This window comes from Polaromonas sp. P3_C2 (assembly GCF_056402675.1).
The window spans coordinates 1-3,218 of the sequence record NZ_JBFUGX010000480.1; the positions used below are offsets into that span (position 1 = coordinate 1).

Annotated in this window: 3 protein-coding genes and 1 pseudogene; all 4 read left to right on the forward strand. The window is 61.3% G+C overall.

The annotated features are described in order from the left end of the window. Nucleotides 1-168: pseudogene (locus tag AC1DWI_RS17485) on the forward strand (S-formylglutathione hydrolase); the annotation flags it as partial. 60 nt (nt 169-228) lie between these two features. Further along, a complete protein-coding gene (locus AC1DWI_RS17490; RefSeq protein WP_477671075.1) occupies nt 229-1,923 on the forward strand; it encodes a phosphoethanolamine transferase in 1,695 nt (564 codons plus the stop codon). Between the two features lie 131 nt (nt 1,924-2,054). Further along, complete coding sequence (locus tag AC1DWI_RS17495) at nt 2,055-2,849, forward strand: transporter substrate-binding domain-containing protein (RefSeq protein ID WP_477671076.1); 795 nt, start codon at nt 2,055-2,057, stop codon at nt 2,847-2,849. 106 nt (nt 2,850-2,955) lie between these two features. Further along, a partial coding sequence (locus tag AC1DWI_RS17500) for an ABC transporter permease subunit (RefSeq protein WP_477725310.1) occupies nt 2,956-3,218 on the forward strand: 263 nt, incomplete at its 3' end.

Consider the following 3,218-nt stretch of genomic DNA (forward strand, 5'->3'; position numbering starts at 1 on the left):
GAGCAGTTGTACCCCGAGCTCTTTGAAGCCGCCTGCGCCAAGGCGGGCCAGCCGCTGGCGTTGCACCGCCACGCGGGCTATGACCACGGCTACTACTTCATCGCAACCTTCATGGCCGAACACCTGCGGCACCATGCGCAGCAGCTGGGTCTGGCTGTGGCCGCTTGATTGAAGACCGTGAGCAGGCCTTAAGCCTGCATTAAGGCCGCCCCAATACAATCCAGCGCTATGCCGCTGCGCCCTTCCCCTTCCGCATCCTCCACATCGCGGCCCGCCCCCCTGACCACTGTGCGGCAAGACGCCGGCATGCGGCCGTTGTGGCTGGTGGTCATTGCAAGCCTCTGGATTGCCACGGTATGCAATGTGGCCTTGTGGCGCGAGCTGGCCCGCCTGCCCGGCCTTACCGGGGGCCAGGCGGTGGTCATAAGCATCGCCTTGGCGCTGGTGATTGCGCTGGCGACCACCGCGCTGCTCAGCGTGCTGGCCTGGCGCTGGACACTCAAGCCCGCCATCACGGTCTTTCTGCTGTCGGCCGCTTTCGGCGCCTATTTCATGGTGACTTATGGCGTGGTCATCGACAAGACCATGATGATCAACACGCTGCAGACTGATGTGCGCGAAACACGCGACCTGCTGAACTGGCGACTGCTGGCCACGGTGATGGTGCTGGCGGTCCTGCCGATGATCTTTTTGTGGCGGCAGAAGGTCAGACGTGCAGGCGCAGTGCGACAGATGCTCACCAACGCAGCCACGCTGACCGGAGCGTGCGTGCTGCTGGTGTTAGTGGTGTTTTTGTTTTTCCAGAGCATTGCCTCCGTCATGCGCAACTACACGCATGTGCGCTACCTGATCAACCCACTCAACTCCTTCTACGCGCTGGGTTCCATCGCGGCAAAACCGTTCCAGCGTGATGAATCCATCGTGTTGCCCCTGGGTGAAGACGCCAAACTCGGGGCAAGCTATGCAGCGCAAACCAAACCGCCGCTGTTGCTGCTGGTCCTGGGCGAGACGGCGCGCAGCGCCAACTTTTCGCTGAACGGCTACGGCCGGCCCACCAACCCGCTGCTGGCCAAAGAAAACGTCGTGAGCCTGCGCAACGCGTGGTCGTGCGGCACCAGCACTGCGGCTTCTGTGCCCTGCATGTTCTCCAACTTCGGTCGCGAAGGCTATGACTCGCGGCCCGCCAACTACGAAGGCATGCTGGACGTGCTGCAACGCGCGGGCCTGGCCGTGCTGTGGATCGACAACCAGTCGGGCTGCAAAGGCGTGTGTGACCGCGTGCCCAACGTGAACACCATACAGCTCAAAGTACCAGGCCTGTGCGACAGCGGCGAATGTTTTGATGAAGTGATGTTGCACGGCATTGATGAACGCATTGCCGCACTGCCCGCCGAGCGCCGCGCCAAAGGCGTGGTGGTGGTAATGCACCAGATGGGCGGCCACGGCCCGGCATATTACAAGCGTTCGCCGCAAGCCGTCAAAAAATTCCTGCCCGAGTGCACCGACAATGCGCTGCAAAGCTGCAGCCGCGAAGGCCTGCTCAATGCCTATGACAACAGCATCGTCTACACCGACAAATTGCTGGCGTCTTCCATCCAGTGGCTCAAGGCGCAAGAGGCGCGCAGCGCGCCCGCCCTGCTCTACCTGGCCGACCACGGCGAGTCCTTGGGCGAGAACAACCTCTACCTGCACGGCATGCCCTGGGGCATTGCGCCCGAGGTGCAAAAGCGCGTGCCCTGGATCACCTGGCTCTCACCCGAATTTGAGCAGCGCAACAAGCTGACCACCGCGTGCCTCAGGCAACAGCTGGATGCACCGGTGAGCCACGACAACTACTTTCACTCGGTGCTCGGCCTGATGAATGTGCAGACCAGCATCTACAAGCCCGCGCTCGACATCTACGCCCACTGCGCCAAGCCCTGAGTTCACGCGCAGCGTCCGCGAAGCATCCGGATTCGCCGTAGGGCTTTTGCTGCCGCGCATGCACCAAAGTGGTGGCAGATTTAATATTCGATATTCATCTCAATAACAATTCTCTTATGCAAAGGTTGAATATGAATATTCGCAAAGCCGCCGCCTCCACCATCGTCTCCACACTCCTTTTGACGCTCGCACTGAGCGCCAGCGCAGCCGACCTGCTCGACACCGTCAAGCAGCGCGGCACCCTCAAAGTGGCGCTCGAAGGCACCTACCCGCCCTTCAACTACAAGGAAGGCGGCCAGCTCGCCGGCTTTGAAGTGGAACTGGCCAATGCCCTGGCGCAAAAGCTGGGCGTGAAAGCCGAGTTTTCCACCAGCGAATGGAGTGCCATCCTGGCAGGCCTTCAGGCCGGCAAGTACGACGTGGTGATCAACCAGGTGGGCATCACCGACAAGCGCAAGGAGACCTTTGATTTCTCCGAGCCCTACACCATCTCCGCCCCGCAGCTGATCATCCGCAAGGACGAAAAGCGCGAGTTCAAGACGCTGGCCGACCTCAAGGGCAAAAAGCTCGGCCTGGGCCAGGGCACCAACTACGCCGACATCGCCAAAAAAGTGGGCGGCATCGACGTGAAGACCTACCCCGGCGCGCAAGAGTATTTGCAGGATCTGGCACTGGGCCGCATCGACGCCGCGCTCAACGACAGCCTGCTCATCCCCTACATCGTCAAGCAGACCAAGCTGCCTCTCAAGCCCGGTGCGCCCGTGGGTGACCTTGAAAAATCCGGCATTCCTTTTGTGAAGAACAACCCGAAGTTCAAGGCCGCCATCGACAAGGCGCTGGCAGACCTGCAAGCCGACGGCAGCTTCGCGAAGATCTCCACCAAGTGGTTTGACCGCGACGTGAGCAAGCCGCCCGTTGCCAAATAAACGGCACAAGCGAAGTAATATCCGATCAGCCGCGCGCCGCCTTTTCTGGGCCGGCGCCTGAAACAACCCCGGCTCYGCGCCGGGGTTTTTATTTGTGGAGACCTATATGGACCTGACAGGCTTGACCCAGTTGCTGCGCGACGCTTTGCCGCTGATGCTCAAGGGCGCGGCGTGGACGCTGCTGCTGGCGGTGGCGTCTGTTTTCTTCGGCGCCATCATCGGCACCGTGGTAGCCGTCACGCGGCTGGCCAAGGTGCCGGTACTTTCGCAGCTGGCAACGCTGTATGTCAGCTGCATGCGCGGCACGCCGCTGCTGGTGCAGCTCTTCGTCATTTATTTCGGCCTGCCCAGCATCGGCATCCAGTTCGA

Excerpts from the sequence above, each read along its gene's own strand:
- AC1DWI_RS17490 (WP_477671075.1), top strand. The coding sequence starts at position 229 with ATGCCGCTGCGCCCTTCCCCTTCCGCATCCTCCACATCGCGGCCCGCC.
- AC1DWI_RS17495 (WP_477671076.1), top strand. The coding sequence starts at position 2,055 with ATGAATATTCGCAAAGCCGCCGCCTCCACCATCGTCTCCACACTCCTT.